Source organism: Pseudomonas sp. B1(2018) (assembly GCF_003097365.1).
GTDB classification, from domain to species: domain Bacteria; phylum Pseudomonadota; class Gammaproteobacteria; order Pseudomonadales; family Pseudomonadaceae; genus Aquipseudomonas; species Aquipseudomonas laurylsulfatiphila.
This window is the reverse complement of sequence record NZ_PYUK01000008.1, coordinates 269,557-296,498: the sequence shown is the minus strand read 5'-3', so window position 1 is coordinate 296,498 and position 26,942 is coordinate 269,557. Positions and strand designations below refer to the sequence as shown.

The following is a 26,942-nucleotide window of genomic DNA, read 5'->3' as shown; positions in this document are numbered from 1 at the left end:
CGATAGCAAGCCAGCTCCCACCGGAGACCGCGCCCGGGTCGAAAATGAAGTGAGTTCCAGACCAGTGAAGCCCCCCAAAAAGGGCCTGCTCACTGGCAGGCCTTTCATCATTCCAGCGCGTTACTCAATCCCCCAGCGCCTGCCCCTCACGCCGCGGATCAGCACCTCCCGTCAGTGACGCTTTGCCCTTGGCGTCCTTGACCCGAACAATCGCCTGGGTGCCGCTGGTCATGTCGATTTCGCTCACGCTGTGCCCTTTGTCTTTCAGCGCCTGAATCAGCGCGGGGCTGAACTGGCCCTGTTCCAGTTCTGTCGGGCCGTTGCGGCTGCCGAAGTTGGGCAGGTTGATGGTCGCTTGCGCATCGAGATTCCAGTCGAGCAGGCCGATGGTGGATTTGGCCACGTATTCGATGATTTGCGAGCCGCCGGGGGAGCCGACAGTGGCGAGGAATTCGCCGCTCTGACGGTCGAAGATCAGGGTCGGCGCCATGGATGAGCGCGGGCGTTTGCCGGGTTCGACGCGGTTGGCGACTTTCTGCCCGTTTTCCTCGGGGATGAACGAGAAGTCGGTCATCTCGTTATTGAGCATGAAACCCTGAACCATGATGTGCGAGCCAAACGCTGACTCGATGGTGGTGGTCATCGAAACGGCGCCACCTGCGTCATCGACGGCCACCACTTGCGAGGTGGAAATCCGCAGCGGCGAACGGTCCGGCGCATAGGCCACCTGGATGCCCGGCGGCGTGCCGGGTTTGGCCGTGCCCATGCTGCGCTCGCCGATCAGGGCAGCGCGGCTGGCGAGGTAGGCCGGGTCGACCAGGCCCTTGACCGGCACGGGCACGAAGTCGGCATCGGCCAGGTACTGCGCGCGGTCAGCGTAGGCCAGGCGTTCGGCTTCCGAGATCAGGTGCACGGCTTGCGGGTCGGGTTCGCTGCCGGCCGGGGCTGTGGTCTTGACCGGCGTCAGCGGTGCCAGCGCCAGGCGCTTGTCGCGAGCCTCCAGGGCTTGCAGCGTGCCGAGGATCTGCGCCACGGCGATCCCGCCCGAGGACGGTGGTGGCATGCCGCAGACTTGCCAGCGCTTGTAGTTGGTACACAGCGGTGCGCGTTCCTTGGCCTGATAGTTGGCGAGGTCGGTCAGGGACAGGCTGCCGGGGTTAGCGTGGCCCTGAACCTTGGCGGCGATTTCCTCGGCGACCGGGCCTTTGTACAGGGCGTCCGGGCCTTCGTGGGCGATGCGTTTGAACACGGCCGCCAGTGCCGGGTTCTTCAGGTTGGTGCCAACGGCTTTCGGGCTGCCATCGGCATTGCGGAAATAAGCCATCATTTCCGGAGAGCGTGGCATGGACGAATCTGCAGCGATCAACTGGTGCAGGCGCGGTGAAATGGCAAAGCCTTGCTCGGCGAGCCGGATGGCCGGTTCGAACAATTGCGCCCAGGGCAGGCGTCCGTGTTTTCCATGGGCCAGTTCCAGGGCGCGCAGTACGCCGGGCGTGCCTACCGAGCGGCCGCCTATCTGCGCCTGGGTAAAGCCCATTGGTTGTCCGTCGGCCTGCAGGAAAAGCTTCTCGGTGGCACCGGCCGGGGCGGTTTCACGGCCGTCGTAGGTGCGCACGGCCTTGCCATCCCAGAGTACGATCAATGCACCGCCACCGATGCCCGACGACTGTGGCTCGACCAGCGTCAACACCGCTTGCATCGCAATCGCGGCATCGATGGCCGAACCGCCCCGGCGCAGCATCTCCCGACCGGCTTCGGCCGCCAGCGGGTTGGCCGCCGCAGCCATGTATTTCTCGGCGTGTTGAGTTTTCAGGTCGGTGCGGAAACCGGAAGCGCTTTCCGGGGCGAGCGGCAGCGTCGGCACCGAGGCGTTATTGCACGCAGCCAGGGTCAAGGCACTGACGATCAGCGCCAGGCCAGGCAGGCGATAGCGGCGCAAAGCGAAGGTTGAAAACACGTGGGGTACTCCGTCCGTTGGATCTACGATCAGTGGACTTTATCGGCCGACCGGGAGAGACGCAAACCGGGTCCCACGGCTCTGACGTTTTTGTCCTTCATCAATGGCAGGAATTTCTGTAGGGTCGTTGCCAACAGACAGGCCAGAAAATCAACAAGAGGCAGACATGCACACCGAGTTCCCAACCCAGCCCGGCTATCGCACCCAGCGTGAACAGTTCCTGGCCGCAGCGGCTGCCGCAGGCGCAACCCTGACTGAATATCCACATCCGCTCAAAGGTCCGTTCGGTGAATCGCTGAGTACCGATGTGGCGGTGTTGGGTGATCCGGGCGCCAAGCGCCTGTTGATTGCGCTGAGCGGCACTCACGGGGTTGAAGGCTTCTATGGCTCGGGCTGCCAGATCAAATGGCTGCAGGAGCTGGGCAAGCGTTCTCTGCCAACGGATGTCGCCGTGGTCATGATCCATGCCATCAACCCTTGGGGTATGGCGTGGTTGCGCCGGGTCAACGAAGACAACATCGACCTGAACCGCAATCACCTGAACTTCCAGCGCCCGCTACCGGACAACCAGGCCTACAACGCCTTGCATGAAATCTATGCCTGCCCGCAGTTGTACGGTCCGGAGCGTGAGCGTGCCGATGCCTTGCTCGACGAGCAGATTCGCCTGCATGGCTGGCCGGCGGTGATGTCGATTGTCGAGGGCGGTCAGCATGCTCACCCCGATGGCCTGTTCTACGGCGGGCTGGCACCGAGCTGGTCGAACCGCACGCTGCACCGGATCGTGCAACAGCACGTGGCCCATGCCGAAGTGGCCATGTGTTTCGACTTGCACACCGGTGCGGGTGAATACGGTCATCCGATGTTGCTGACCATCACCGAGTCCGCCTACCCGGCGTTGCCGGATGCGCAGGCGATTTACGGCCCGTGGCTCTACAGCCTGCAAACCGGCGCCGACACTGTCAGCGAAACCGGTGTGGCGGCAACGGCCACCGGATACACCTCGCAGGCGTTGATCGATGCGCTGCCACAGGTGCGGCTGATGCCGTTTGTCATTGAGTGCGGGACTTACCCGGGGCCGGACGTTCACCGCCATTTGCGCGATGACCACTGGCTGCATTTGCACGGCAATCCGAGTGACGCAGTGGGGCGTGGGATCAAGTTGAATCTGCTGGAGCAGTTCTATCCGGCCGATAGCGACTGGCAGTCGATGGTCTGGTTGCGCACGTGGCAGATCTGGGAGCGGGCGTTGTCGGCATTGCCGACATTGTAGGAGCGAGCTCGCTCCTACAGACAGGCATAAAAAACACAGGCATAAAAAAACGGCCTACCTTTCGGTAAGCCGTTTTTAGTACTTGGTGGCTACACAGGGACTTGAACCCCGGACCCCAGCATTATGAATGCTATGCTCTAACCAACTGAGCTATGTAGCCAAGTGGCGCGCATTATTCACCGGTAACGGGGATGCGTCAAGCATAAATCTAAAATATTTCTCTGCGCTTTCAACCGTTTATCAAAATCTACCTTCCAAGCAGTGGCGAAGGGCAGCGCTGGAACCAGCGACTGGCCTGTTCGTACGCGTGCGCCAATTGCAGTACAGCGAAGTCGGCCTGGTGTCTGCCGATGATTTGCAGGCCCATCGGCAGGCCGCTGGCGTTGAAGCCGACCTGTACGTTGGCCACCGGGCAGCCGGACAAGGTGCCGGGAATCACCACCTCCATCCAGCGGTGATAGGTGTCCATGCTTACGCCTTCAATGGAAGCGGGCCACGCTTGGGTCTTGTCGAACGGGAAGACCTGGGCGCTGGGCAACAGCAGATAGTCATATTGTTCGAACAGCCTGGAGATCACCCGATACCAGTCGCTGCGCGTCACGGACGCGGCAAACACTTCGCTGGCCGAGAGTTTCAGGCCGTTTTCCACTTCCCAGCAGGCTTCCGGTTTCAACAGCGCACGCTTTTGCGGGTCGGCATAGGTCGCGCCCAATGAGCCGGCGACCATCCAGTGGCGCAAGGTTCGCCAACTGCTCCACAGCTTCTCTGGCGCGAATTCGGATTGAACCGGTTCAATGTGGCAGCCCAGGCTTTCGAAGTCGGCAAAGGCCTTTTCGCACAGCGAGAGGATGCCTTTTTCCATAGGCAGGTAGCCGTTGAAGTCGCCGAGCCAGCCCAGGCGAGTACCTTTGAAATCGCGATCCAGCGGCGCCGCAAAGGCACTGCCGGACTCGGCAATCGACAGTGGCGCCCGCGCATCGGCCCCGGCCTGTACCGACAACAGCAACGCGGCATCGCGCACGCTGCGCGCCATGGGGCCTTCGTAACCGAGTTGGTCGATAAACAGGTCGGCACTGTCATCGAAGGGCACGCGGCCCTGGGACGGACGGAAACCGAAGATGTTGTTGAACGCGGCCGGATTGCGCAGCGAACCCATCATGTCGCTGCCATCGGCCACCGGCACCAGGTGCATGGCCAGTGCCGCCGCTGCGCCACCGCTACTGCCGCCAGCGGTCTTGCTCGGGTCGTAGGCGCAACCGGTCGCGCCGAACAGCGGGTTATAGCTTTGCGAGCCAAGGCCGAATTCCGGGGTGTTGCTCTTGCCGATGATGATCGCGCCGGCGCCCTTGATCCGCTCGACCATGATGCCGTCGCGTTCGGGAATGAAGTCCTTGTACAGCGGCGAGCCCAGGGTGGTGCGGATGCCGCGCGTCAGGGACAGATCCTTGATGGCATGGGGCAGGCCGTGCATCCAGCCACGGTATTGACCGCGGGCCAGCTCGGCATCACGGACATCCGCCTGGGCCAGCAGGTCCTCAGGCGCTTGCAGGCTCACCAGCGCATTGACCTGCGGATTGAAGCGTTCGATATGGGCAAGATAAGTCTGCATCACTTCCCGGCAGGAAACCTGGCGCAGGCGGATGCGTTCGGCGAGCTCATGGGCCTGCAACAGGACCAGTTCGCTGATGTTATTGGAGTTCATTGCAAGCGGCCTTTCAGACGGCTGGAAAAACGCCCCGCCTTTGCGTCGGGGCGGTGGAGATCAACGCATCAGGTTGGTCCAGAGACGGTCGGCCAGGCGGATCGCGCCTTCGCCGCAGGTCTTGCTGAACACCACCGGTGTGCCTTCGGGAATGTGCAGTTCCGGCGCGTCCTTGAGGCCAGCGTCGAGGAACGGCTCCACACCCTTGATCGGGCTCTGGTGCTTGAGGAAGTTCTGGGTCATCGCCGCGTTTTCAGGCTGGCTGAGGAACGCGATGAATGCCTTGGCGTTCGCCGGGTTCTTGCTGCCGGTCGGGATGACCATGTTGTCGACCCAGGCCAGTACGCCTTCTTTCGGGTACAGGTATTTCAGGCTCGGTTTCATTTCCCGGGCGCGCATCGACGAGCCGCCCCAGAAGGTCGACATGTCGATTTCACCCGAGGCGAGGTTTTCGCGGATCGAGCCAGCCTTGGAACTGTAGGTTTTGACGAAGGGTTTCTGCGCCTTGAGCAGGGTCAGGATCTGCTGCATCTGCTTCGGATCTTCACTGCACAGTGGAATGTTCAGGTACAGGCTGGCCATGTCCACCACGTCACTGACCGAGTCGAACATGTTGATTCGCCCTTGCAGCTCGGCCGGTGGCTCGTAAAGCACCTTGAGGCTGTCGGCAGGGCCTTTGTAGCGCTCGGTATTGATCACCACGCTGGTGGTGCCCCAGATGAACGGTACGGAATAGGCGCCTTCCGGGTCCCAGGTCGGCTTTTTCAGATTATCGACGACGCCGGCGTAGTAAGGCTCGTTGACCGGATCGAAACGTTCCAGCAGTTTTTCCTTGATCAGGATCGGAATGAACTGGTGGGAAGGGATCGCCACGTCATAACCGGCGCCGCCCTGTTTCAATTTGGCCAGCAGGGTTTCGTTGGAGTCGTAGGAGTCGACGGTGACTTCAATGCCGGTCTGCTTCTGGAATTTGGCGAGAATTTCCGGCGAAAAGTAACCGCTCCAGCTCACCACGTTGAGTTTTTCCGCGGCCTGAACACTGCCGGCCATGGTCAGCGGCAAGGTCAGGAACAACGAGGCGCCGATGCTTTTAATCCACTTGCTCATGCTATTTCCCCACAGTACGTAGAAGGTTCAGGATTTCTTTTTGCCCAGCAGATAGGAAAGGGTCACGAACAGCACCGAGACGCCCAGGATCAGGGTCGACACGGCGTTGACGTCGGGTGTCACGCCCATGCGCAACAGGCCGAAGATGAAGATCGGCAAGGTGGTGGTGCCGGCCTGGGAGACCATCATCGAGATCACGAAGTTATCCAGCGAGACGATGAAGGCCAGCATCAGCCCGGAGAAAATCCCCGGCATCAGCAGCGGCAACGTGACCTTGCGAAAGGTTCGCCACGGGCCGGCGTAGAGGTCGGCCGAGGCCTGTTCCAGGGACAGGTCCATGTCGTTCAGGCGGGCGCGGATCGGCAGAAAGGCAAACGGAATACAGAACACCGTGTGCGCGATGATCAGGTTGCCGTAGCCCAGGGACAGGCCGATGGTGGAGAACAGCGCCAGGGTGGCGACGCCGACCACGATTTCCGGCAGTACCAGAGGCAGCATGATTGCGCCCATGGACAATTGCAGGCCTTTGAACTTGGCACCCCGAGATGTGCCGAGGGCGGCGAGGGTGGCGATGGCCGTGGCGACCATGCTGGCGCAGACCGCGATCAACAGGCTGTTGCCCGCCGCCTGGCGCAGGGCCTGGTTGGCGAAGGCCGCGCGATACCAGTCGAGGCTGAAGCCGGTCCACACCGTGGCCGACTGGTTGGCGTTGAACGAGAACACCACCAGCACGACGATCGGCGCGTACAGGTACAGGTAGAACAGGAAACTGAATCCGCCGAAGCCGGGGAAGTCCTGCACACCCAGCGTATTGCGTTTGAACAGGCCGATCATCACGCACCTCCCTTGGCGATGCGCTGGCGTTCGGCACGCAGGGCGTAGACCGTCAGTACCAACATCACCGCGGCCATCAGCACCAGCGAAAGCGCTGCGCCGAACGGCCAGTTACGGGCATCGCTGAACTGCCGGAAAATCAGGTTGCCGAGCATCATCCGCGTGCCGCCGCCGAGCAGTTCTGGGGCGATCATCGCGCCCAGGCAAGGCACGAAGGTGAGGATGGCGCCAGCGATGATTCCCGGTTTGGCGATCGGCAACACCACTTTGCGCAAGGTCCGCACGCGTCCTGCATAGAGGTCCTGAGCGGCCTCGAGCAGGCGGGTATCCATCTTCTCCAGCGTGGCGTAGATCGGCAGCACGACGAAGGGCGCATAGGTGTAGACCAGCCCCAGCAGCACCGCGCCGTCGGTGTAGAGCAGTTGCAACGGCTGGTCGATGACCCCGAGCCCCATCAGGCTGTTGTTGATCACCCCGGTGTTGCGCAGCAGCAGAATCCAGGCGTAGGTGCGGATCAACAGGTTGGCCCAGAACGGCACGGTGATCAGGAAGATCAGCAGGCCGCGGCGATGCGCCGGCTGCATGGCCAGCCACACGGCGACCGGAAAGCCGATCAACAGGGTGATGAGCGTGGTCAGTCCGGCGATGCCGATGGAACGCAGGGCGATGATCAGGTAGGAGTCGGCAAACGCCAGGCTGTCATCCAGTTGTCGCTCGAACAGCAGCGAGGTGTAGGCGTCGCTGCTGAAGACCTTGTTCACCCCGCCGTAGGGGTTGGCTTCCATCAGCGAGTATCCGATGACGATCAGGATCGGCACGATCAGAAACAGGCCGATGGCAATCAGCGCGGGGCTGACACCGAGAAAACTCTGGAAGGCCCGCCGACGTTCCAGCGTGTTGGCAATCGGTAATGCGTGCATGGCAATTCCTCGTGCTCAATCGTGCAGGACGCTGGCGCTGCCCTGGTCGAACAACAGACCGGCCTGGCTGCCGACGGCGAAGCGTTTGCTCTGGTCGACGCAGTTGGGGGTGCGCACGGTGAGGCGCGAACCGTCGCTCAGGCTCACTTGATATTGCAGGTCGGTACCGAGGTAGATCTGTGCTTCGATCCGACACGGCAGAGCGTTGTCCGTGCTGGCAGGTACCAGATGCAAACGCTCGGGGCGCACGGACAGTGCGACGTTGGCGCCGACTCGCACATCGCTGCACGGCTGTGCGGGCAGCGGATGACCGGCCGGGCCGGCGAACCAGGCCAGGCCGTCTTCGACGCGGGTGACCGTGCCTTCGATGAAGTTGGTTTCACCGATGAAGTCGGCGACAAAGCGATTGCGCGGGCGTTCGTAGATGTCTTCCGGACGACCGACCTGCTGCACTTCGCCTTCGGACAACACGGCGATGCGGTCGGACATGGTCAGCGCTTCTTCCTGGTCGTGGGTGACGAAGATGAAGGTGATGCCGGTGCGCGCCTGAATGGTTTTCAGCTCTTCGCGCATGGCCTGGCGCAGCTTGAGATCGAGGGCCGAGAGCGGTTCGTCGAGCAGCAAGACTTTGGGATGCGGCGCCAAGGCACGAGCGAGGGCGACGCGCTGCTGCTGACCGCCGGACAGTTGCGCCGGCTTGCGGTTGGCAAAGCGCTCCATCTGCACCAGGGCGAGCATCTCGCGCACCCGTTCGGCCATCTGCGTTTTGTTCAGGATCTTGCCCATCGGGTGGGATTCAAGACCGAAGGCCAGGTTCTCGGCGATGGTCATGTGCGGGAACAGCGCGTAATGCTGGAACACCGTGTTGACCGGGCGCTGGAATGGCGGGCGGTCGGCGATGTTTTCGCCGTAGAGCAGAATCTCGCCTTCGGTAGGGAATTCGAACCCGGCGATCATCCGCAGGAGCGTGGTCTTGCCGCAGCCCGAAGGGCCGAGGAGGGTGAAGAACTCGTTGTCGCGAATGTCCAGGTCGATGCTTTTGAGCGCCACCGGGCCAGTCTTTGGATCGCCGTAGACCTTACGCACTGAGCGGATGGACACCGCCAGCGTTTGCAGCGAATGCAGGGCATTCATGCGTTACCTCCGATTCCCCCATCGTCCGCGAGTGCTGTAGTCAGCCGGGCCGTCGGACCATGGATATTATTTTTCTGGGCAGGATCGAGATTGCGTTCGAGTGTTGTAACCAGCTGTTTTTTTGTTTTGCTGTGGCTGGATTATCAGTGAGGGGTTGCGGGGGCGAAACTTCAATTTTAACATAGGGGCTGTTAAAAAATTTAACAGCAGAGGGCGTTCAGAACCATGCCTGACCAGCGTTTGCCACCCCTCAACGCGGTGCGTGCCTTTGATGCCGCGGCGCGCTTGGGCAGCTATGTCGAAGCTTCGAAAGCCCTGCACGTGACCCAGCCTGCCATCGGCCGCCACGTGAAGTTGCTGGAAGACTGGCTGGGCGTCCAACTGTTCGAGCGCACCTCTCGCGGGGTCAACCTGACGGTGGCGGGGCAGAAGTACCACCGCAAGATCACCGCTGCCTTGCAGCTGATCATCGAAGCCGGAAAAGAGGCGCAACCCAAACACGCCGAGCGCTGGCTGCGCATCATGGTGGTGCCGGGGTTCGCCAAGCGCTGGCTGATGCCGCGCATCGAGGCCATGCGTCACCTGCGCCCGGGTTTGAAATTCGCCATCGAACCCAATTCGACCTTCACCGAAGTGGATGGCAAAAGCGCTGACCTGGGCATCGTCTACGGGGTGGACGGCCAGTATGCCCACTCCCGCACCAGCCTGATCTGTCCTCGGGTGTTTCCGATCTGCTCCCCCGAGTATCTGGCCAGCGTCGAGCCCATCGGCAGCCCCGCGGACCTGGTGAAACACGACCTGATCCACGTCGATGACGGCGAGTGGTGGAACCTGTGGTTCGCCGCCAACGACCTCGACATCCACCTCAATTCGGACATGCTCTACGTCAACAACGACCACGCGCTGTCGGTGGCCGAGAGCGGGCAGGGCATTGCGCTGGCCAACGAAGTGCTGGTGCGTGAAGAACTCCGTACCGGCAAGCTGGTGCGGGTGGTGGACGCGCAAGTGAAGCTGGAAAGCTATCGGGTGCTGACGCCGTCCGCCGAGCTCTCGGCGGATGTAGCGTGGTTTATCGACTGGCTCAAGACCGAGCTGGAGCAGGACTTCCCGCAAGCGGTGATTCGCGCCTGAGCAGGGCTGCCGGATTCAACTCAAGCGGAAGCGCCCGGTGTTGTCGCTTAACGCTTTGCTGCCCTGACTCAGGGTGTCCGCTGCCTGGTTCACCGCGCGGGCACCTTCGAGCAAACGCAGCGCTGCCTGATCGACCTGCTGGATATTACCGCTGACCTCGTCGGCAGTACTGGCCTGCTCTTCCACCGCCGTGGCGATGTGCGCCAGGGTATCGGTGACACTCTGCACCGCACTGGCGATTTCCCCGAGCCGTTCGCCAAGGCCGGTGACTGCGTGTGCATCACTCTCTGCCTGAGTGCACGCAGCCTCCATCAGGTTGACGGCCTCATTCACGGTGTGACGCAGGCTGTCGACCGTGCCGGCAATCTGTGCGGTCGACGATTGAGTGCGCTGCGACAGGCTGCGTACTTCATCGGCCACTACCGCAAAGCCACGCCCTTGTTCGCCCGCCCGCGCCGCCTCGATGGCGGCGTTGAGTGCCAACAGGTTGGTCTGCTCGGCGACGCCGCGAATGGTATCGACCACCAGTTGAATCTGCTGTCCTTGCTCGCTGACCCGGCCCAGTGCCGCGGCAGTTTCGTTCAGGCGTTGATTGAGCTGCTGGATGCTCGCGGTGGTGCGCTGGCTGTCGCGGCTGCTGTCGGCGGCAATGCGCCGGGTGTGCTGGGCGCTGCCGGACGCCTGTTCGCAACTGTGGGCGACCCCTTGTGAGGTGGCGGCCAGTTGCGTCGCCGCCGCAGCAATCTGACTGATCTGCAACTGCTGGGCTTCGACTTCGCCCAAGGCGTCACTGGAATGATGGTTGAGGGATTGCACCGCGTGGCTCAGTTGCAGGGTTTCGTGATCCACGCCTTGCAGGCTGGTGCGCAGTTGCACCACGGCGACGTTCAGCGCGGTGCTGATGACCGCCAGCTCGTCCCGTCCCTGAACCGGTACTTGCAGGCTCAGATTGCCATCGCGCAAGGCCTCGGCCAGCACCGTGATGCCGCTGGCGCTGCGGCGGATCGAAGCCTGCAAGCAGATGAACAGATACAGCGCAGCCAACAGCAGGCAGCCGAACACGGCGGCCACCACAATGAACTGGCGGATCGCCGAGCCGTGGTAGTAATCCAGGCGTTGATCCAGCGACACCAGCGACTGCTGGCGCAACGAGGCGAGGTCAGAGAGCAGGGCGTCAAGACTGCGTTCGAAGTCCTCTGGCTTGAGGTTGATGCTGCCGCCGAACACGCCGTCATCCAGCACCTTCAGGCCTGAGTCCAGGCGCTTGAGGCTGTCATGGTATTGCCCGGCCCAGGTTTGCAGGGCGCTGGGCAAGCGCGCTTCGAGCAGACCCGCCGTTTTCACAAGCTGCTCTCGTGCATCGCCGATGCGGCTGCGCAAGTCGCGCAATTGCAGGCGGCTTTGCAGGGTGAACTGCCCGGACACGACCGACGCCTGGCCCACCGCCGCCAGGCGACCGACTCGTTCGATCAGGTCGGGTGCATGTTGGGTGGAGATCTGCGTCAGCAGATAAGTCTCCAGCCACGGTGCCAGTGTCAGGCGATTGTCCATGGCGATCTGCTCGCGCAAGGCTTGCAGGGCGCTCAGGGCGTTGGTGAAGCGATCGTAGCCATCCGGCCACCAGCCGACGCTGCTCAGGCTTTTCGAGTCGAGGCCATCAAGGGCGGTTTGCAGGGCCTGATAACGGCTCAGTGTTTCGCTCTCGGCAGCTTCTTTTTGCAGGGCATTGCCCAACTCGACGGTGGCCTGGCTGACGGCGGGTTGGACCGCATCGAAGGCGGCCATCGCGGCGAGGGTGGCGGGTGTCGGCTGGCGATTGGTTTCCGTTGCGCGCCAGCGGGCGGCGCGATCGCGCTGGGCGGCGAGCAGGTCATCCAGTGCATCAAGGGCCAGCAGTTGCCGCACCCCGGCACGTTCGCCGGAAATCAGGCTGAGTTTGTCGCGATAGTCCTGGCCGATCATCCACAGGCTGCCGGCCAGCGGCAGGATAAACAGCAGAAACAACAGCTGGAATTTGCGCGCAAAGCCAAAACGCCCCAGCAACCCGATCCCGGGTGATAAAAAAGCCTGCATGCCCCAAGACTCCTATGGACACCACGCACCATTGGCGTGCGTCGGAGGTTGTTGCACCGCCGACTCGTGCCCTCTAAAAAGGCCTCGAAAGTTCACCCTTGTCCGCTCTGTAGGCTGACTCTGTGGCGAAACTTCCCATTGTCGGTCTCCTTTGTAAGGAAGCCGCGTTCAAGCCGACAAAGAAGGCAAGATTCAGACCATGGCGTTGCGCCATCAATGTTGTGGCGATGAAAATCGAGGTCGTTAGCAGGCTAAGGGGATGGCGTTGCCGCACTGAAAAATGGCACATTGACGCACTTGCCCGTTTGTATCTCCTGTTGTCTGGAAATTCCCATGGCTATCAGCAACGCCCAGACCGGCTCAGTGCCGGCGTCCGCTACGCCCCAAAGCAGTCCCCTGGTGATGCGCATCATCGGCGCGGTGGCGCTGGCGCATTTGATCAACGACTTGATCCAGTCGGTGCTGCCGTCGATCTACCCGATGCTCAAGGCCAGCTATGGCCTGAGCTTCACTCAGGTCGGCCTGATCACCCTGACATTCCAGTTGACGGCCTCGCTGTTGCAGCCGTGGGTGGGTTACTACACCGATCGCCACCCCAAACCGTGGCTGCTGCCGGCGGGTACGGTTTGCACCCTGGTCGGCATTCTGATGATGTCGGTGGTCGGCAGCTTCCCGCTGATTTTGCTGGCGGCGGGCTTGATCGGCATCGGTTCTTCGACCTTCCACCCCGAAGCGTCTCGCGTGGCGCGACTGGCTTCGGGCGGGCGCTTCGGGCTGGCGCAATCGACCTTCCAGGTCGGCGGTAACGCAGGCTCGGCGTTCGGCCCGTTACTGGCGGCAGCGATCATCATTCCCTACGGCCAAGGGCACGTGGCCTGGTTCGGCCTGTTCGCGGTGTTTGCGTTGTTCGTGCTGTACCGGATCAGCCGCTGGTACGCCAACCACTTGAACCTGTTCAAGCTCAAGCAGGGTCAGGCAGCGACTCACGGCCTGTCCAAGGGCCGAGTGACCAGCGCGCTGGTGGTGCTCGGGTTGCTGGTGTTCTCCAAGTATTTCTACATGGCCAGCCTCACCAGCTATTTCACCTTCTACCTGATCGAGAAGTTCGACCTGTCGGTCGCCAGTTCTCAGTTGCACCTGTTCCTGTTCCTCGGTGCGGTAGCGGCGGGGACGTTCTTTGGCGGGCCGATCGGCGACAGGATCGGGCGTAAGGCAGTGATCTGGTTCTCGATCCTCGGCGTTGCACCGTTCACCTTGTTGCTGCCCCATGTCGACCTGTTCTGGACCAGCATCCTGAGCGTCGTCATCGGCTTCATCCTCGCCTCGGCGTTCTCGGCCATCGTCGTGTACGCCCAGGAACTGGTGCCGGGCAATGTCGGGATGATCGCCGGGGTGTTCTTCGGTTTGATGTTCGGTTTCGGCGGGATAGGCGCAGCGTTGCTGGGGCACCTGGCGGATATTCACGGCATCGAGTACGTGTATTACCTGTGTTCATTCCTGCCGTTGCTGGGGGGGTTGGCGATCTTCCTGCCGCGTACGAAAAAGTCCTGATCCAGCACAAATCCCCTGTGGGAGCGAGCTTGCTCGCGATGACGGAGTGTCAGTCAGTATCTTTGTTGGCTGACACACCGCTATCGCGAGCAAGCTCGCTCCCACAGAAAAGCAAAAACAAGGCACAAAAAAAGCCGCGTATCAAACGCGGCTTTTTCTTGGGCGTGTGGCTTATACGTTGAAGCGGAAGTGCATCACGTCGCCGTCCTTGACGATGTAGTCCTTGCCTTCCAGACGCCATTTACCGGCTTCCTTGGTACCGGCTTCGCCCTTGTACTGGATGAAGTCGTTGTAGGCGATCACTTCGGCGCGGATGAAGCCTTTCTCGAAGTCGGTGTGGATCACACCAGCGGCTTGTGGTGCGGTAGCACCGACGCGCACGGTCCAGGCGCGGACTTCTTCGACACCGGCGGTGAAGTAGGTCTGCAGGTGCAGCATTTCGTAGCCGGCGCGGATCACGCGGTTCAGGCCAGGCTCTTCGAGGCCCAGGGCTTCGAGGAACATGTCTTTCTCTTCACCGTCATCGAGCTCGGCGATTTCCGCTTCGATCTTGTTGCACACCGGTACAACCACGGCGCCTTCTTCTTCGGCGATGGCCTTGACCACGTCCAGGTGCGGGTTGTTCTCGAAACCGTCTTCAGCGACGTTGGCGATGTACATGACCGGCTTGGTGGTCAGCAGGTGGAAGCCCTTGATCACCGCTTTTTCGTCGGTGCCCATGTTCTTCATCAGGCTGCGCGCCGGCTTGCCTTCGGTGAAGTGAGCGATCAATTGCTCCAGCAGACCTTTCTGGACCACGGCGTCCTTGTCACCACCCTTGGCATTGCGCGCGACTTTCTGCAGTTGCTTTTCGCAGCTGTCGAGGTCGGCGAAGATCAGTTCCAGGTCGATGATTTCGATGTCGCGTTTCGGGTCGACGCTGTTGGAGACGTGAATCACGTTCTCGTCTTCGAAGCAGCGGACCACGTGGGCGATGGCATCGGTTTCACGGATGTTGGCCAAAAACTTGTTGCCCAGGCCTTCACCTTTCGACGCGCCGGCCACCAGGCCCGCGATGTCGACGAATTCCATGGTGGTCGGCAGGATGCGCTTTGGATTGACGATGGCCGCCAGGGCTTCCAGACGCGGATCCGGCATCGGCACGATACCGCTGTTCGGTTCGATGGTGCAGAAGGGGAAGTTCTCGGCCGCGATCCCGGATTTGGTCAGGGCGTTGAACAGGGTGGACTTGCCGACGTTAGGCAGACCGACGATGCCGCAATTGAATCCCATGGTGTTTTCCCCGAGGAGTGAGTCAGGCCTTCTGGCTGTGCAGGTTTTTCATCGCGCGGTTCCATTCCCCGGCGAGGATATCCGGCAGCACGCCGAGGGCAAAGTCGATGCTGGCATCGAGTTTTTCCTGTTCGGCGCGTGGCGCACGACCCAGGACGAAATTTGAAACCATACTGGCAACGCCCGGGTGGCCAATGCCAAGCCGCAAGCGGTGAAAGGTATTCTGATTGCCCAGTTGCGCAATGATGTCGCGCAACCCGTTGTGACCGCCGTGGCCGCCGCCTACTTTGAGCTTGGCAACGCCCGGAGGCAGGTCGAGTTCGTCGTGCGCCACGAGGATTTCTTCGGGCTTGATGCGGAAGAAACCGGCGAGTGCCGCCACGGCCTGGCCGCTGCGGTTCATGTACGTGGTGGGAATCAGCAGACGAACATCCTGACCCTGGTGCGAATAGCGCCCGGTCAGGCCGAAATATTTGCGGTCCGCCACAAGGTTCACGCCTTGTGCGTTCGCGATGCGCTCAACAAAAAGGGCCCCTGCGTTATGCCGGGTCTGTTCGTATTCAGCGCCTGGATTTCCCAGGCCAACGATCAGTTTGATGGCAGTCACGATAGGGGCCCTTCATTGGAGTGGTGGATAACATCGCCGCAATCAGGGAAAGCGGCGAAAGTGGACGAAAATTGCTCATTTACCATGATGTAAACTCCGCGTTCTCGCCCGCTTTCTCGCTATGCTCTAGTCCGCGATGTTTCCGGTCACTCCGGCAGCGCAGAGTAAATTACTCTGCAGCGCCTTCTGCAGCTTCTGGAGCAACACGTGGAGCGTGGACGTTGGCAACAGCCTTGTCATCGCCGTGTGCCAGGGCCACGAACTCAACGCCTTTAGGCGCCTTGAGGTCCGACAGGTGAATGATCGAACCGATTTCAGCGTTAGCCAGGTCGACTTCGATGAACTCAGGCAGATCTTTCGGCAGGCAGGAAACTTCGATCTCGGCAACAACGTGCGAGATTTCGCCGCCTTTCTTGGTCGGTGCTTCTTCGTTGATGAAGTGCACTGGAACGATCGCGGTCAGTTTCTGGCCAGCGACTACGCGTACGAAGTCAGCGTGCATCACGTGGCCTTTGGCCGGGTGACGCTGCAGGGCTTTGATCACGACGTTCTGCTTGGTGCCACCAACGTTCAGCTCGATGATGTGGCTGTAAGCCGCTTCGTTTTCGAGCAGTTTGGCAACTTCTTTGGCCAGCATGCTGATGGATTCAGGGGCTTTGTCGCCACCGTAAACTACAGCTGGAACCAGGCTTGCGAGACGACGCAGGCGGCGGCTCGCACCTTTCCCCAGGTCGGAACGCACTTCAGCATTCAGAGTAAAATCGTTCATGTTGTATCTCCAAAATAACCACACTCGCCCCAGCGTTTGCGACCAGCGCTAAAGGCGATATGGGCAAAAAAGCCCCGCCCCGACAGGAATGCCGGGGCGGGGCGCTTTTCGTCAACGAGACATTTCGAGAAGGGCAGGGCCCTTAGCGGAACATCGCGCTGATCGATTCTTCATTGCTGATGCGGCGGACCGCCTCGGCAACTACCGGTGCGATATCCAGTTGGCGGATACGCGCACAGGCTTGTGCTGCAGCGGACAGCGGAATGGTGTTGGTCACCACCAGCTCGTCCAGCACGGAATTTTCAATGTTCTCGATTGCCCGACCCGACAGCACAGGGTGCGTGCAGTAGGCGAAAACCTTGGCAGCGCCATGCTCTTTCAGGGCCTTGGCCGCGTGGCACAGGGTGCCGGCGGTATCGACCATGTCATCGACCAGAATACAGGTACGCCCTTCGACATCACCGATGATATGCATCACTTCAGAGTGATTGGCTTTCTCACGGCGTTTGTCGATGATCCCGAGATCCACGCCCAGGGATTTGGCAACGGCACGTGCACGCACGACGCCGCCAATGTCCGGGGACACGATCATCAGGTTTTCGAAGCGCTGATCTTCGATGTCATCCACCAGAACCGGGGAGCCGTAGATGTTATCTACCGGAATATCGAAGAAACCCTGGATTTGGTCAGCATGCAGATCAACCGTGAGAACACGGTCGATGCCGACTACGGTAAGCATGTCAGCCACGACTTTCGCGCTGATAGCCACACGTGCGGAACGCGGACGGCGATCCTGACGGGCATAACCAAAGTAAGGAATAACAGCAGTGATACGAGTAGCCGAGGAGCGGCGGAAGGCATCAGCCATCACTACCAGTTCCATCAGGTTATCGTTGGTCGGAGCGCAAGTCGGCTGAATAATGAAGACGTCTTTACCGCGGACGTTTTCATTGATCTCGGCTGTAATTTCGCCGTCGGAGAATTTACCGACAGAGATGTCACCGAGAGGGATATGCAGCTGACGTACGACACGCCGAGCCAGATCGGGGTTAGCGTTCCCCGTAAAGACCATCATCTTGGACACGCGCAGTACCTGAAGGCTGAGGGTAACCTGGATGAGTATAGGAAAATGGCAGGGGCGGCTGGATTCGAACCAACGCATGGCAGGATCAAAACCTGCTGCCTTACCGCTTGGCGACGCCCCTGTATCTGTTGCAACGATTACCCGGTAATCGGTTCCTTTAGAGCAGACTTTGAAGCTTGCGATGCAACATCGAAACGTTGCTTCCTTTTGCTACAAAACCTGTAAGGGTCTCTGTCAGAAGGGCCGAGACTTTATCAGCTTCAGCTTTGCTTGGGAAGCCCCCAAACACACAACTTCCAGTTCCGGTGAGTTTTGCTTCGGTAAATTTACCTAACAAATTCAAAGCGTTACGTACCTCTGGATAACGCCTTGTTACCACCGGCAAGCAGTCATTTCGACTGTTTCCCTTGGGAACGGGGCGCACTTTAATGGGAGGAGTGTTACGTGTCAACAACGGATCTGAAAAAATTTCTGCCGTACTTACAGAGACTTGCGGCACCAGCACCAGATACCACGGTTCTTCGGGGTCGACAGGGGTCAGTTTCTCCCCCACGCCCTCGGCGAAAGCCGCATGACCACGAACGAAAACCGGGACGTCGGCGCCCAGCGTCAATCCCAGGCCAGCCAGGCGATCTTCATCCCAGCCCAATTGCCACAGGTGATTGAGGCCGAGCAAAGTCGTGGCGGCATTCGAACTGCCGCCGCCAATGCCGCCGCCCATGGGCAGGATCTTTTCGATCCAGATATCGACGCCCAGCGAACAACCGGATTGCTCCTGGAGTTTTTTCGCGGCCTTGACGATCAGGTTGCTGTCGTGGGGTACGCCGGCAAATTCGGTGTGCAGTTGAATGGCACCGTCATCGCGCAAGGCGTAGGTGATTTCGTCGCCGTAATCGAGAAACTGAAACATCGTTTGCAGTTCGTGGTAGCCGTCTTCGCGGCGACCGAGAATGTGCAGCATCAAATTGAGTTTGGCCGGGGACGGCAAAGTCAGGCGATTGGCTGGCATGTCATGACCCCAGTTTGCGTGGCTGCCAGGCCTTGATCACCAGGGTGACGTCAAGGTCGGTGCCATGCAGCTTGATGCGCTCGGGCAGCCAGTAACCGTTTTGCTGGGTGTAGTCGGTGTATTCGACCTGCCAGCCATCCTGCTCGAGGTTGGCCAGGCGACTGTCGGCATCCAGGGTCAGGTGACTTTTGCTGTCCGGAGACGGGAGCCCGCGCACCCACCAGGCCAGATTGGACACCGGCAGCTTCCAGCCCAGCTGTTCTTCGAGCAGCACTTCCGGATTCGGCGCGTCGTAGCGTCCCTGGTTGGCGACTTCCAGCGACACCTTGCCCGGACGTCCGGTCAGGCGAGCCGCACCGCGGCCCAGTGGCCCGGACAGGCGAATGTCGTAGTAATCCTGGCGCTGCAGCCAGAACAGCGTGCCGCTGCCCGAGTCTTTCGGCGCACGGATGCCGATCTTGCCGTCGATCTGCCAGCCGTCGAGGCCGGTCAGTTGCTGTTTGTGCTCGCGCCATTGGGCGGCGTTGCCATGACCCTCGACCGATTCGCGGGGACCCAGGCCTGCGCAACCGGCGAGCAGGGCGATAAAGCTGAAAACGATGAAATGGCGCAAAAACATAATCTTAAAGAGTCTCTGATCCGGTCAGGCGTTTGATGGTGCCACGCAGAGTCGGGCTGTCAGGCTGTTCCTTGAGGAATTTGCCCCAGACTTGTCTGGCCTCGCGCTGTTTGCCGTTGGCCCACAGGACTTCGCCCAGGTGTGCGGCGACTTCCTGGTCGGGGAAGCGTTCCAGGGCCTGGCGCAGCAGGCGCTCGGCTTCGTCGAGATTGCCCAGGCGGTAATTCACCCAGCCAAGGCTGTCGAGTACCGCCGGGTCTTCCGGACTGATCTGGTGCGCCTGTTCGATCAGGGCCTTGGCTTCGGCGTAGCGCGTGGTGCGGTCGGACAGGGTGTAACCGAGGGCGTTCAATGCCATGGCGTTGTCCGGGTCACGCTTGATGATCGTGCGCAGGTCTTTTTCCATCTGCGCCAGGTCATTGCGTTTTTCCGCCTGCATGGCACGGGTGTAGAGCAGGTTCAAATCGTCCGGGTATTGCTGCAAGGCTTGATGCAGAACGCTCCAGGCCTTGTCGCCCTGATTGTTGGCGGACAGGGTTTCGGCTTCGATCAGATACAGCTGGATCGCGTAATCCGGCTGCTCGTCGCGCTCTGCCGCCAGCTTTCTCTGCGCTTCGGCGGTCCTGCCGTTGTCTATCAGGATGTCGGCCTGACGCAATTGCGCCGGCAGGAAATCGTTGCCCGGGCCAACCTTGGCGTACTCGATCAATGCGCCTTGCGGGTCGTTTTGTTCTTCGGCGATGCGGCCGAGGTTCAGGTGCGCCGAGTCGACGTGGCTGTCCCGGGCGATCAGGTCTTCAAGATAACCCTTGGCCTCGTTCCAGGCCTTGGCTTCCAGGCAGACCAGTGCCAGGGAGTATCGCAGCTCGTCGTCTTCCGGGTATTGCTGAACCAGGCTGGAGAACTCGGCCTTGGCGTCGTCCATGCGGTCCTGTTCAACCAGCATCCGCGCATAAGTCAGGCGCAGGCGCTTGTCGTCCGGGTATTTCTTGATGCTTTTCTGCAGCAGCGGCAAGGCCTCGTCACCGCGATCGAGGGTTTGCAGCAGGCGTGCGCGCAGCAGGATCGGAGCAATTTCGCCGTCGTCCGGCGGATTTTCTTCCAGCAGTTTCAGTGCGCCTTTGGCGTCGCCATCCTGTTGCATCAGCAGTGCCTTGCCGAAAATCAGCTGGCTGTTGTTCGGATGGCGTTGCAGCAAGCGGTCGAAGCTTTTCATCAGGCCGTTGCGTGTGTCCTGGTCGGTGTCGGCCGCCGACAGCGCCAGGAAGTCGAAATGAGTGTCGCCCTTGCCTTGCAGGACTTTCTCCATATAGACCATGGAGTCGTCATAACGCCCGGCGCGGGCCAGTTGCACGGCGGCGGCGCGTTGCGCTTCGAGGTCGTCGGGAGCGTTTTTCGCCCAGATCAGCGCAGTGTCCAGGGCAGCCTGATCGGCGCCCAGGTATTCGGCGATACGGAATGCCCGCTCCGAGATGCCCGGATCCTGGGTGTTGATGGCCTGGGTCACATAGTTGTCCAGGGCAATGTCGAAACGATTGCGCTGGCCAGCCAGTTCGGCGCTCAACAGGCTGAAGACGGTTTCCTCGCTGAAGGAGCTGTAGACCTTCGGCTTTTCAGGGGCCGGGGTGCTGTCTTCAACCGGCGGCGTACCGTCCGACGAAACGGGTGCCAAGGCCTGGCAGCCGCTGAGGAAGACAAAAGCGAGGAGCAACGCGGAAGATCTATTCATATAGGAAGAGGACGACTAACCTGCGGTCGGATCATCATGACACAAGCTTTAGGCCAAACATAACCGGCCCGCCAATTTACCCAATCCCGGGACTTGCGCGATGCCCCTGTAGGAGCTGCCGCAGGCTGCGATCTTTTGATCTTGAAAAACAAAGTCAAAAGATCGCAGCCTGCGGCAGCTCCTACAGGTCGGGAACGAGAATGGCTCGCAAGCCGGGGCGTCCCATCGGCGCGATAGATATCGAGTGGTTGTTCTGATTCCGTCGAAGTAGGACAATTGCCGGCTTCACGTCACCATCAGCGACTTTGAATGGCCTTCCTTGCACTCGGTATTAACCACAAGACTGCTTCAGTAGACGTCCGCGAGCGCGTGGCTTTTACCCCTGAGCAGCTGGTTGAGGCCTTGCAGCAGCTCTGCCGACTCACCGACAGCCGCGAAGCTGCGATCCTCTCCACCTGCAATCGCAGTGAACTCTATATAGAACAGGATCACCTGTCGGCGGATGTCGTGCTGCGCTGGCTGGCCGAATACCATCATTTGAGCTACGACGAGCTGCGCGAAAGCGCCTATGTGCATGAAGATGATGCGGCAGTTCGTCACATGATGCGGGTGGCCTCCGGGCTCGACTCGCTGGTGTTGGGCGAGCCGCAGATTCTCGGCCAGATGAAATCGGCCTATGCCGTGGCTCGCGAGGCGGGCACCATCGGGCCATTGCTCGGGCGGCTGTTCCAGGCCACGTTCAACGCGGCCAAGCAGGTGCGCACCGACACGGCCATCGGCGAGAACCCGGTGTCGGTAGCATTTGCCGCGGTGAGCCTGGCCAAGCAGATTTTCAGTGACCTGCAACGCAGCCAGGCCTTGTTGATCGGCGCCGGCGAGACCATCACCCTGGTCGCCCGCCATCTGCATGACCTGGGGGTAAAGCGCATCGTGGTCGCCAACCGTACCCTGGAGCGCGCCAGTATTCTTGCCGAACAGTTCGGCGCCCATGCGGTGTTGCTGTCGGATATTCCGGCAGAGCTGGTGCGCAGCGATATCGTCATCAGTTCCACCGCCAGCCAGTTGCCGATCCTGGGCAAGGGCGCAGTGGAAAGCGCCTTGAAACTGCGCAAGCACAAACCCATTTTCATGGTGGATATCGCCGTTCCCCGCGATATCGAACCCGAAGTCGGCGAGTTGGACGACGTTTACCTCTATAGCGTCGACGATCTTCACGAAGTGGTCGCCGAGAACCTCAAGAGCCGCCAGGGCGCTGCCCAGGCCGCCGAAGAGATGGTCTCGGTCGGCGCCGAAGACTTCATGGTCCGCCTGCGTGAATTGGCGGCGGTGGACGTGCTCAAGGCCTATCGTCAACAGAGCGAACGCCTGCGCGACGAAGAATTGCAAAAGGCCCAGCGCATGCTGGCCAACGGCAGCAGCGCCGAAGAGGTGCTGGTGCAATTGGCTCGCGGGCTGACCAACAAACTCTTGCACGCACCGAGCGTGCAGTTGAAAAAGCTCTCTGCCGAAGGTCGCCTGGACGCGCTGGCGATGGCCCAGGAACTCTTTGCCCTCGGTGAGGGCTCATCGGATAGCTTTTCGGATAAAAAACCGCAATGAAAGCGTCACTGCTCAATAAGCTGGATATTCTCCAGGACCGTTTCGAGGAATTGACTGCCCTGCTGGGCGACGGCGAGGTCATTTCCGATCAGAACAAGTTCCGTACCTATTCCAAGGAGTACGCGGAAGTTGAACCGATCGTGGGCACCTATAAAGAACTGCTGAAAGTGCAGGATGACCTTGAGGGCGCCCAGGCTCTGCTCAAGGACAGCGACCCGGACATGCGTGAAATGGCCGTGGAAGAAGTCCGCGAGGCCAAGGAGCGCCTGGTCACGCTCGAAGCCGACCTGCAGCGCATGCTGCTGCCCAAGGACCCGAACGACGGGCGCAACGTGTTCCTCGAAATCCGTGCCGGCACCGGCGGCGACGAGGCGGCGATTTTCTCTGGCGACCTGTTCCGCATGTATTCGCGTTACGCCGAGCGTCGTGGCTGGCGGGTGGAGATCCTCTCGGAAAACGAGGGTGAACACGGCGGCTATAAAGAGGTGATTGCCCGGGTCGAGGGCGACAACGTCTACGGCAAACTCAAGTTCGAATCCGGTGCGCACCGCGTGCAGCGGGTTCCGGCGACCGAATCCCAGGGGCGCATCCACACGTCGGCCTGCACCGTGGCGGTATTGCCCGAGCCGGACGAACAGGAAGCCATCGAGATCAACCCGGCCGACCTGCGCATCGATACCTATCGCTCCTCCGGCGCCGGTGGCCAGCACGTCAACAAGACCGACTCGGCGATCCGCATCACTCACTTGCCGTCCGGCATCGTGGTCGAGTGCCAGGAAGAACGTTCGCAGCACAAGAACCGCGCCCGGGCGATGTCCTGGTTGTCGGCCAAGCTGAACGATCAGCAGACCTCCGCCGCGGCCAACGCCATTGCCAGCGAACGCAAGCTGCTGGTGGGTTCCGGTGATCGCTCCGAGCGCATCCGCACCTACAATTTTGCCCAGGGCCGGGTCACTGACCACCGGGTCAACCTGACCTTGTATTCCCTCGACGAGATCCTCGCCGGCGGCGTCGAGGCGGTGATCGAGCCGCTGCTGGCCGAGTACCAGGCCGATCAACTGGCAGCGATAGGTGAGTAAATGACGATCATCGCCAGTTTGTTGCGTGCCGCTGATCTACCCGACTCGCCGACGGCGCGTCTGGATGCCGAATTGCTGCTGGCGGCGGCGTTGGGCAAGTCCCGCAGCTTCCTGCACACCTGGCCGGAACGCATCGTGCCGAGCGAAGCGGCGCTGACGTTCGCCGAATATTTGCAGCGCCGCCGCAGCGGCGAGCCGGTGGCCTATATCCTCGGCCAGCAAGGTTTCTGGAAGCTGGACCTGGAAGTGGCACCGCACACGCTGATCCCGCGCCCGGACACCGAACTGCTGGTGGAGGCTGCGCTGGAATTGTTGCCGGCCACACCGGCCAAGGTGCTCGACCTCGGTACCGGCAGCGGCGCGATTGCCCTGGCGTTGGCCAGCGAGCGTCCGGCCTGGAGCGTCACGGCCGTGGATCGCGTGCTGGAAGCCGTCGCCCTGGCCGAACGCAATCGCCAGCGTTTGCACCTGAACAACGCCAAGGTGCTGAGTAGCCATTGGTTCAGCGCCCTGGAAGGTCAGCGTTTTCAGCTGATCATCAGCAATCCGCCCTACATTGCAGCGGCCGATCCGCATCTGGTCGAGGGCGATGTGCGCTTTGAACCGGCCAGTGCCCTGGTGGCCGGTGTCGACGGGCTCGACGATCTGCGTCTGATCGTCGCCCAGGCGCCGGATCACCTTGAAACGGGTGGCTGGCTGATGCTCGAACACGGTTACGATCAGGCCGAGGCGGTCCGCGACCTGCTGTTGACCCGCGGTTTTGAAGAAGTCCACAGCCGCACCGATCTGGGCGGTCATCAACGCATCAGTCTGGGGCGCCTGCCGTGCTGAATGATCAGGAGTTGCTGCGTTACAGTCGGCAGATTCTGCTGCAACACATCGATATCGACGGCCAGTTGCGGCTCAAGGACAGCCGCGTATTGATCGTCGGACTGGGCGGCCTTGGCGCGCCAGTGGCGCTGTATCTGGCGGCCGCCGGCATTGGCGAGATGCACCTGGCGGACTTCGACACGGTCGACCTGACCAACCTGCAACGCCAGATCATTCACGACACCGATAGCATCGGCATGGGCAAGGTCGATTCAGCGATCAAGCGCCTGACGGCGATCAACCCCGAGATCCGGTTGGTCGCCCATCGCGCGGCGTTGGACGAAGATTCCCTGGCCGCCGTGGTGGCCGGGGTGGATCTGGTCCTCGATTGCTCGGACAATTTTACCACCCGTGAAGCGGTCAATGCCGCGTGCGTGGCCGCCGGCAAACCGCTGGTCAGCGGTGCGGCGATTCGCCTCGAAGGCCAACTGTCGGTGTTCGATCCGCGTCGGCCCGAGAGTCCGTGCTACCACTGTTTGTACGGGCACGGCAGCGAAGCCGAACTGACTTGCAGCGAGGCCGGCGTGGTCGGTCCGCTGGTCGGGCTGGTCGGCAGCCTGCAAGCGCTTGAAGCGCTGAAGTTGCTGGCCGGATTCGGTGAGCCACTGGTGGGGCGCCTGTTGCTGATCGATGCCTTGGGCACGCGCTTTCGCGAATTGCGGGTCAAGCGTGATCCGGGCTGTAGCGTCTGTGGGTCGAAACATGCGTGAAGCGCCGATTGGCGTGTTCGACTCCGGTGTCGGTGGGCTCTCGGTGCTGGCCGAGATCCAGCGCTTGCTGCCCAACGAGACGCTGATGTACGTCGCCGATTGCGGCAATGTTCCCTATGGCGAGAAAACTCCGGCATTTATCCAGCAGCGTTGCAGCGTGATGGCCGACTTCTTTCAGCAGCAGGGCGCCAAGGCCCTGGTGCTGGCCTGCAACACGGCAACGGTGGCCGGCGTCGCCGACTTGCGTCGCGACTATCCCGAATGGCCCATCGTCGGCATGGAGCCGGCCGTCAAGCCGGCCGCCGCCGCAACCCGCTCCGGCGTGGTCGGGGTGCTGGCCACCACCGGCACCTTGCAGAGCGCCAAGTTCGCCGCATTGCTCGACCGCTTCGCCACGGACGTGAAAGTGATCACCCAGCCCTGTCCCGGGCTGGTGGAACTGATTGAAAACGGCGACCTGCATAGCGCCGAGCTGCGTGAGCTGTTGGCCGGGTATGTCGAGCCACTGCTGGCGGCTGGCGCGGACACCCTGATTCTCGGCTGCACCCATTACCCCTTTCTCAAGCCGATGCTCCGGCAGATGATCCCCGCGGACATCAGCCTGATCGATACCGGTGCTGCCGTCGCGCGGCAACTCCAGCGGCTTTTGGCCGAACGCGAACTGCTCGCCGCCGGGCCTGCCCGTGAAGCGCAGTTCTGGACCAGCGCCGATCCGCTTCATTTCAGAAATATCTTGCCAATACTGTGGAATACCTCTGGCGTTGTGCGAAGCTTCAACTGGTAGAAGGCTGTCTGGGGGAGTACGAAGAAATCGGGGTGAACTTCTGATAAATCGCTGACTTCTATAGTTTTGCTGGGCCAGGCAACAAAAAATTCATACGAAATCGTTCGGAAAAGGAAGTTTCTAGTGAAGCGACTATTCTGCTTGGCCGCGATTGCGGCCGCATTAATGGGGCACACCTTGACTGCGCAGGCGGCAGGTGTGGAGTTCGCGGTTGGTCAGACCAGCGATTCGACCATGACGTATCGGCTGGGCATGCAATTCGATTGGGACCAGAGTTGGTGGCAGAGCGACGTGGGTCGCCTGACCGGTTACTGGAGCGGCGCGTACACCTATTGGGAAGGTGACGAGAAATCCAGTAACCACAGCCTGTCGTTCTCGCCTGTGCTGGTTTATGAATTTTCCGGCCAGAACGTCAAACCCTACGTCGAGTTCGGGGTAGGCGTGGCGGCGTTTGCCAGTACCGAAGTCGAAAGCAACGATCTGGGCAGCGCCTTCCAGTTTGAAGACCGCTTTGGATTCGGTTTGCGCTTTGCCGGCGGACATGAAGTCGGGGTTCGTGCGACGCACTATTCCAACGCCGGGATTACCACTCCGAACGATGGTGTAGAAAGTTACGCATTGCATTACACGATGCCGTTGTAACTGCTTAATACACACCCATGTGGGAGCGGGCTTGCTCGCGAAAGCAGTGGAACAGTCGACACTTTGATCGACTGACCTGACGCTTTCGCGAGCAAGCCCGCTCCCACATTGGTATTGGGACAACTTCAAATTAGCGATACGCCGTCGAAATCTCCAGGCGTTCGTCGATGCACTCCGGTGCGCCCATCTCGAACTCCCGGCAGATCAGCGGACGTTTTTCGTAGATGGTGCACATCATCGTGTTGCGATCCAGGGCGGCACACCAGCCGTCGTCCAGACGCAGCATGACTTCCCCGCCCCAGTCATCGGTATCGATGAACCGTTCAGGCACACCCGTGTCGGTGATCAGCATGACTTCGAGCTGGCAGCAACAGGCTGCGCAGGTCGAGCACGTGACCGCGGGTTCCGCGATTTGCGTATGGGGGATGGTTTTCATGGCGCGCAGTGTAAGGCAGTCACCCGGTACTGTGTGAAAGGTCTGACGGACGCC

At 60.9% G+C, this 26,942-nt stretch carries 24 protein-coding genes and 2 tRNA genes; 9 read left to right on the top strand and 17 right to left on the bottom strand.

All coding sequences use genetic code 11. The annotated features are described in order from the left end of the window. Window positions 1-124: 124 nt before the first annotated feature. Complete coding sequence (gene ggt, locus C9422_RS15490; RefSeq protein ID WP_116581227.1) at window positions 125-1,957, bottom strand: gamma-glutamyltransferase; 1,833 nt, start codon at window positions 1,955-1,957, stop codon at window positions 125-127. A gap of 166 nt (window positions 1,958-2,123) precedes the next feature. Here ggt and C9422_RS15485 point away from each other — a divergent pair, with 166 nt between their 5' ends. Continuing rightward, the gene (locus C9422_RS15485; RefSeq protein WP_116581226.1) at window positions 2,124-3,227 is read left to right on the top strand and encodes a DUF2817 domain-containing protein; all 1,104 of its coding nucleotides are present in this window, start codon (window positions 2,124-2,126) and stop codon (window positions 3,225-3,227) included. Window positions 3,228-3,310: 83 nt separating this feature from the next. Here C9422_RS15485 and C9422_RS15480 read toward each other — a convergent pair. The 6 genes from C9422_RS15480 to C9422_RS15455 form a co-directional block, all read right to left on the bottom strand. Continuing rightward, window positions 3,311-3,387: transfer RNA gene (locus C9422_RS15480), tRNA-Met, on the bottom strand. Window positions 3,388-3,474: 87 nt separating this feature from the next. Then, complete coding sequence (locus tag C9422_RS15475) at window positions 3,475-4,929, bottom strand: amidase (RefSeq protein WP_116581225.1); 1,455 nt, start codon at window positions 4,927-4,929, stop codon at window positions 3,475-3,477. Between the two features lie 60 nt (window positions 4,930-4,989). Continuing rightward, window positions 4,990-6,036, bottom strand: coding sequence for an extracellular solute-binding protein (locus C9422_RS15470; protein ID WP_116581224.1), 1,047 nt, complete (start codon window positions 6,034-6,036; stop codon window positions 4,990-4,992). Window positions 6,037-6,063: 27 nt separating this feature from the next. Continuing rightward, window positions 6,064-6,870 (bottom strand): ABC transporter permease, encoded by an 807-nt coding sequence (locus tag C9422_RS15465; protein ID WP_007981818.1) that lies wholly within the window; start codon window positions 6,868-6,870, stop codon window positions 6,064-6,066. Next, complete coding sequence (locus tag C9422_RS15460; RefSeq protein ID WP_102701515.1) at window positions 6,870-7,790, bottom strand: ABC transporter permease; 921 nt, start codon at window positions 7,788-7,790, stop codon at window positions 6,870-6,872. Before C9422_RS15460 ends, C9422_RS15465 begins: the two co-directional genes overlap by 1 nt. A gap of 15 nt (window positions 7,791-7,805) precedes the next feature. Continuing rightward, window positions 7,806-8,924, bottom strand: a complete 1,119-nt coding sequence (locus C9422_RS15455; protein ID WP_116581223.1) for an ABC transporter ATP-binding protein — start codon at window positions 8,922-8,924, stop codon at window positions 7,806-7,808. A gap of 225 nt (window positions 8,925-9,149) precedes the next feature. On the opposite strand from C9422_RS15455, the gene C9422_RS15450 reads away from it, so the two are divergent. Next, complete coding sequence (locus C9422_RS15450) at window positions 9,150-10,055, top strand: LysR substrate-binding domain-containing protein (protein ID WP_116581222.1); 906 nt, start codon at window positions 9,150-9,152, stop codon at window positions 10,053-10,055. Between the two features lie 15 nt (window positions 10,056-10,070). On the opposite strand, the gene C9422_RS15445 is transcribed toward C9422_RS15450, so the two are convergent. Then, the gene (locus C9422_RS15445; protein ID WP_371924765.1) at window positions 10,071-11,606 is read right to left on the bottom strand and encodes a methyl-accepting chemotaxis protein; all 1,536 of its coding nucleotides are present in this window, start codon (window positions 11,604-11,606) and stop codon (window positions 10,071-10,073) included. Between the two features lie 855 nt (window positions 11,607-12,461). Between C9422_RS15445 and C9422_RS15440 the strand changes: the two genes are divergently transcribed. Next, window positions 12,462-13,679: an MFS transporter gene (locus C9422_RS15440; protein WP_116581220.1), complete on the top strand. Its 1,218-nt coding sequence runs from the start codon at window positions 12,462-12,464 to the stop codon at window positions 13,677-13,679. Between the two features lie 171 nt (window positions 13,680-13,850). On the opposite strand, the gene ychF is transcribed toward C9422_RS15440, so the two are convergent. The 8 genes from ychF to C9422_RS15395 form a co-directional block, all read right to left on the bottom strand. Next, complete coding sequence (gene ychF, locus C9422_RS15430) at window positions 13,851-14,951, bottom strand: redox-regulated ATPase YchF (RefSeq protein WP_096509090.1); 1,101 nt, start codon at window positions 14,949-14,951, stop codon at window positions 13,851-13,853. A gap of 22 nt (window positions 14,952-14,973) precedes the next feature. Further along, a complete protein-coding gene (gene pth / locus C9422_RS15425; protein WP_007973893.1) occupies window positions 14,974-15,558 on the bottom strand; it encodes an aminoacyl-tRNA hydrolase in 585 nt (194 codons plus the stop codon). Between the two features lie 169 nt (window positions 15,559-15,727). Next, a complete protein-coding gene (locus tag C9422_RS15420; RefSeq protein ID WP_007973891.1) occupies window positions 15,728-16,327 on the bottom strand; it encodes a 50S ribosomal protein L25/general stress protein Ctc in 600 nt (199 codons plus the stop codon). 142 nt (window positions 16,328-16,469) lie between these two features. After that, entirely contained in the window at window positions 16,470-17,411 is a 942-nt protein-coding gene (locus C9422_RS15415) for a ribose-phosphate pyrophosphokinase (RefSeq protein ID WP_003171603.1), read from the bottom strand. A 46-nt stretch (window positions 17,412-17,457) separates the two neighbouring features. Beyond that, window positions 17,458-17,532, bottom strand: a tRNA-Gln gene (locus C9422_RS15410). A gap of 36 nt (window positions 17,533-17,568) precedes the next feature. Continuing rightward, window positions 17,569-18,420, bottom strand: a complete 852-nt coding sequence (gene ispE, locus C9422_RS15405; protein WP_116581219.1) for a 4-(cytidine 5'-diphospho)-2-C-methyl-D-erythritol kinase — start codon at window positions 18,418-18,420, stop codon at window positions 17,569-17,571. A 1-nt stretch (window position 18,421) separates the two neighbouring features. Continuing rightward, a complete protein-coding gene (gene lolB, locus C9422_RS15400) occupies window positions 18,422-19,039 on the bottom strand; it encodes a lipoprotein insertase outer membrane protein LolB (RefSeq protein WP_007973886.1) in 618 nt (205 codons plus the stop codon). Window positions 19,040-19,043: 4 nt separating this feature from the next. Then, the gene (locus C9422_RS15395) at window positions 19,044-20,768 is read right to left on the bottom strand and encodes a tetratricopeptide repeat protein (protein WP_116581218.1); all 1,725 of its coding nucleotides are present in this window, start codon (window positions 20,766-20,768) and stop codon (window positions 19,044-19,046) included. 309 nt (window positions 20,769-21,077) lie between these two features. Here C9422_RS15395 and hemA point away from each other — a divergent pair, with 309 nt between their 5' ends. From hemA to C9422_RS15365, 6 genes are all read left to right on the top strand, one after another. Beyond that, window positions 21,078-22,367, top strand: a complete 1,290-nt coding sequence (gene hemA, locus C9422_RS15390) for a glutamyl-tRNA reductase (protein WP_007973881.1) — start codon at window positions 21,078-21,080, stop codon at window positions 22,365-22,367. Further along, window positions 22,364-23,446 carry a peptide chain release factor 1 gene (prfA, locus tag C9422_RS15385; RefSeq protein ID WP_007973879.1) on the top strand — a complete coding sequence of 361 codons (1,083 nt, stop codon included), beginning with the start codon at window positions 22,364-22,366 and terminating at the stop codon, window positions 23,444-23,446. The genes hemA and prfA overlap by 4 nt, the downstream gene beginning before the upstream one ends. Continuing rightward, entirely contained in the window at window positions 23,447-24,277 is an 831-nt protein-coding gene (prmC, locus tag C9422_RS15380) for a peptide chain release factor N(5)-glutamine methyltransferase (RefSeq protein WP_116581217.1), read from the top strand. Beyond that, complete coding sequence (locus C9422_RS15375) at window positions 24,271-25,026, top strand: molybdopterin-synthase adenylyltransferase MoeB (RefSeq protein ID WP_116581216.1); 756 nt, start codon at window positions 24,271-24,273, stop codon at window positions 25,024-25,026. Before prmC ends, C9422_RS15375 begins: the two co-directional genes overlap by 7 nt. Next, window positions 25,019-25,810: a glutamate racemase gene (gene murI / locus C9422_RS15370; RefSeq protein WP_116581215.1), complete on the top strand. Its 792-nt coding sequence runs from the start codon at window positions 25,019-25,021 to the stop codon at window positions 25,808-25,810. The genes C9422_RS15375 and murI overlap by 8 nt, the downstream gene beginning before the upstream one ends. A 123-nt stretch (window positions 25,811-25,933) precedes the next feature. Next, complete coding sequence (locus C9422_RS15365) at window positions 25,934-26,452, top strand: acyloxyacyl hydrolase (protein ID WP_116581214.1); 519 nt, start codon at window positions 25,934-25,936, stop codon at window positions 26,450-26,452. A gap of 130 nt (window positions 26,453-26,582) precedes the next feature. Here C9422_RS15365 and C9422_RS15360 read toward each other — a convergent pair whose 3' ends face one another. Next, window positions 26,583-26,888 (bottom strand): YkgJ family cysteine cluster protein, encoded by a 306-nt coding sequence (locus tag C9422_RS15360; RefSeq protein ID WP_116581213.1) that lies wholly within the window; start codon window positions 26,886-26,888, stop codon window positions 26,583-26,585. Between the last annotated feature and the right edge of the window lie 54 nt (window positions 26,889-26,942).